The sequence below is a fragment of the Massilia sp. UBA6681 genome (assembly GCF_002454935.1).
Lineage (GTDB): Bacteria > Pseudomonadota > Gammaproteobacteria > Burkholderiales > Burkholderiaceae_D > Telluria > Telluria varians.
Genome location: NZ_DKJX01000017.1, coordinates 1 through 3,307, shown reverse-complemented (window position 1 = coordinate 3,307; position 3,307 = coordinate 1). Strand labels below are relative to the sequence as shown.

The 3,307-nt window shown below is 66.2% G+C and carries 4 protein-coding genes; all 4 read right to left on the bottom strand.

Annotated features, from left to right (window positions below):
* Positions 1-95: 95 nt before the first annotated feature.
* Complete coding sequence (gene fliN / locus B2R83_RS02380) at positions 96-530, bottom strand: flagellar motor switch protein FliN (RefSeq protein ID WP_036212315.1); 435 nt, start codon at positions 528-530, stop codon at positions 96-98.
* A 48-nt stretch (positions 531-578) separates the two neighbouring features.
* Positions 579-1,559 carry a flagellar motor switch protein FliM gene (gene fliM / locus B2R83_RS02375; protein WP_027864436.1) on the bottom strand — a complete coding sequence of 327 codons (981 nt, stop codon included), beginning with the start codon at positions 1,557-1,559 and terminating at the stop codon, positions 579-581.
* A gap of 10 nt (positions 1,560-1,569) precedes the next feature.
* Positions 1,570-2,100 carry a flagellar basal body-associated protein FliL gene (gene fliL / locus B2R83_RS02370; protein WP_292038109.1) on the bottom strand — a complete coding sequence of 177 codons (531 nt, stop codon included), beginning with the start codon at positions 2,098-2,100 and terminating at the stop codon, positions 1,570-1,572.
* A 94-nt stretch (positions 2,101-2,194) separates the two neighbouring features.
* Positions 2,195-3,307: flagellar hook-length control protein FliK (locus B2R83_RS02365; RefSeq protein WP_292038108.1), on the bottom strand; the 1,113-nt coding region annotated here is incomplete at its 5' end.

Sequence of the window (3,307 nt, the reverse complement as noted above, 5' to 3'; positions counted from 1 at the left end):
CAACGTCGCGCAGGCAGATCTGGCCGAGTTTGACCGCGTGGGGGGGAGGCCCGCCCGCCCTACGGGAAGCTTGCGATTGGCGACGTTGCGCGAGGTCATTTATTCAGTTTTCTGATCCGTTCCGATGGCGTAATGATATCAGTCAGACGGATACCGAACTTGTCGTTCACGACCACGACCTCGCCCTGTGCGATCAGGCAACCATTGACCAGCACGTCCATCGGCTCGCCGGCCAGGCCGTCGAGTTCCACCACGGAGCCTTGCGCCAGTTGCAGCAGGTTCTTGATCGCGATCTTGGTGCGGCCGAGTTCCACGGTCAGCTGGACCGGGATGTCGAGGATGAAGTCGATGTCGTTCGGCGTGTCGTTGCGCGCGCCCTTGTTCGAGAAATCCTTGAACACGGCCGCGGTGGCGGTGGCCTGCTGCTGTTGCTGGCGTTCGAGCGCCGCCGCTTCGGCCGCGGCCTGCTCGGCAATCGCCGCGCCCCAATCGTCGTCGAGTGCGCTCTGGTCATCCTGGGTATCGGACATGGTGCTCTCCTGTTGCTCGCCGGCCCTTCAAGCCGGCGATTCGTTCTGTTATTTGAAGTTGTCGCTGTTGGCGAGCAGCTTCTCGACCTTCAGCGCGTACTGGCCGTTGAAGACGCCGTAGCTGCAGTCCATCACCGGCACGCCGTCCACGGTCGCCTGCAGGGTTTCCGGGACGGTGATCGGGATGATGTCGCCGATCTTCATGTTGAGGATCTCGTCGAAGTTGGCCCGGCCTTCGCCCAGCACCGCCACCAGCTCGACTTCGGCGACCTGGATCTGCTGGGTCATCAGGCGCACCCAGCGCTTGTCGACTTCCAGGGCTTCGCCCTGGATGCTCGAGGTCAGCGCGTCGCGGATCGGCTCGATCATCGAGTAGGGCATGCAGAAGTGGATCTGGCCCGACACCGAACCGAGTTCGATGGTGAAGGTGCAGGACACCACGACCTCGTTCGGGGTCGCGATGTTGGCGAACTGCGTGTTCATCTCGGAGCGGATGTATTCGAACTCGATCGGGTACACCGGCTCCCACGACTTGGCATAGGCCTCGAACACGATGTCGAGGATGCGCATGATGATGCGCTGCTCGGTCTGGGTGAAGTCGCGGCCTTCCACACGCGTGTGGAAGCGGCCGTCGCCACCGAACAGGTTGTCGACCAGCAGGAACACGAGGCCCGGGTCGAACACCATCAGCGCCGTGCCGCGCAGCGGCTTCATGTGGATCAGGTTGAGGTTGGTGGGGACCACCAGGTTGCGGATGAACTCGCTGTACTTCGAGACCCGCACCGAACCCACCGATACCTCGGCGCTGCGACGCAGGAAGTTGAACAGGCCAACCCGCAGATACCTGGCGAAACGCTCGTTGATGATCTCGAGCGTCGGCATGCGGCCGCGGACGATCCGCTCCTGCGTTGCCAGGTTATAGGTGCGTACCCCCGAGGTGTCTTCAGGCGCCGCAATGTCGTCCTGATCGCCGTTGACCCCTTTTAAGAGGGCATCGACTTCTTCCTGTGAGAGGAAATTATCGGCCATGGTGCTTCAGTTACTGGATGATGAAGGAGGTGAACAATACGTCGGTGACGTCCTGCTCGTCGCCGTCCTTGTCGAAGGGTTCCTGGACGATCGCCTGGATCTCGGCGGCGAGCTGCTGCTTGCCCTGGACCGTGCTGATCTCCGATGCCCGCTTGCCCGACAGGAGCAGCAGCACGCGGTTGCGCACGATCGCCATGTTGTCCTTGACCAGGGTCGCCTGTTCCGCGCCCGCCACCTGCAGGGTGAACTGCACCTGCAGATACTGCTCGCCATTCTCCGGCTGCAGGTTGACCGTGAAGGCCTCGACCGGCACGTACTCCGGCTTGACGCCGGCGTCCTTCTTTTTCTTCTTCTTCGATTCCTTCGGGCTCTCGTGCGCCGCTGCCCCGTCGCCGCCCTGCATGAAGTACCAGGCCGCGCCACCGCCGCCGCCGAGCAGCAGCACGGCCGCCGCCGCGATCACGATCAGCTTCTTCTTGGAGCCGGCCGGAGCTGCCGCTGCGTCCGCCTTCGGATCGGCCTTTGGTTTTGCTTGCGCCATCGAGATGCCTCTTTACTGCCTAAAAGAATGATTCCGTCATTATGGCATTATCGCGGGGAANNGACTCTTTTCCCCCGCCCACCCCACGTTATGATTATGCAAACGTATCGACCAGCCCGTTGTCACCCAGGCTCACGGTCCGGGTAGCCGGCCGCGCAGCGGCGTCATCACCCGCCGCGACCGTGCCGCCCGCATTGCCAAGACCACCACCGCTGGCATGGCGGCGCTCGCCATCCTGCTGCGCCTGGCGCCCGTCCGGCATGCCGGCATCGACGGTCGCGTTACCGAGCGCGATGCCGCTCTCGCCCATCATCTCGCGCAGGCGCGGGAGGGCGTTTTCCAGGGCTTGCCGCACTTCCTGCTGGTTCGACGAGAAGGCCACGCTGGCCCCGTCGTTGGTCACGTTGAGCACCACCTGCACCGGACCGAGGTCCGGCGGGTTCAGCGTCAGGGTCGCGGCCTGTTCCTTGCCCACCATGTAGACGATGCGCTGGCTGACCTGGTTATCCCAGGCCTGGGTGCCGAGACGCGCCGGGATGCGGTCGCCCGGCATGGCGGCCGGGTTCGGCAAGCCCTCGAGCTTGGCGGCCTGGGCCTGCAGCTGGGTGACGGTTGGCAGGGGCGCCTCGAGGTTCGCCGCCGTGTTGGCGGCGGCGTCGCGCAGCTGTGGCTGGGTCTTGCCTGCATCCAGAGGCACCGGCGCCTCTGCCTGCGCGCGCAGGTCGGCGCTTTCCTGGGCCGTGGTCTGCACGCCGGCCGCCAGCGAGAAACCGGCCGCGTCGCTGTCGGCGGCGGCCAGCGGATCCGCGCCTGCCACGCCGCCGTCCGCGGTCTCGAGTTTCGCGAACGCGGACTGGAGCGCGGCGAGCTGCAGCTCGGCGCCGCCGGCTGCCGTTGCCGCTTCGGCCGTGACCGGCGCGGCCGCAGGGGCCTGGATCAGGGACGCCATGAAGGCGAGCATGTCGGTCACCGGCGTGGTGGCCGCGTCGGCGGCGGCGCTGGCGGATTCGGCGGCGGCTGCCGCGTCCTTGGCCGGGTCGCCCGATTCGGCGATGGCCGCTCCCTGCGCCGTCGCCGGCGCGTCCGACGATGCTTCGTTCTGCTTGGCCGGCTCGCGTGCTGCGGGTTTCGCTCCCTGGGCAGCCGGCTTGTCGGCCTGCTTGGCGGGAGCCGCCGGCTTGCTGGCCGGCGCGGCGGCCGGCGCCGG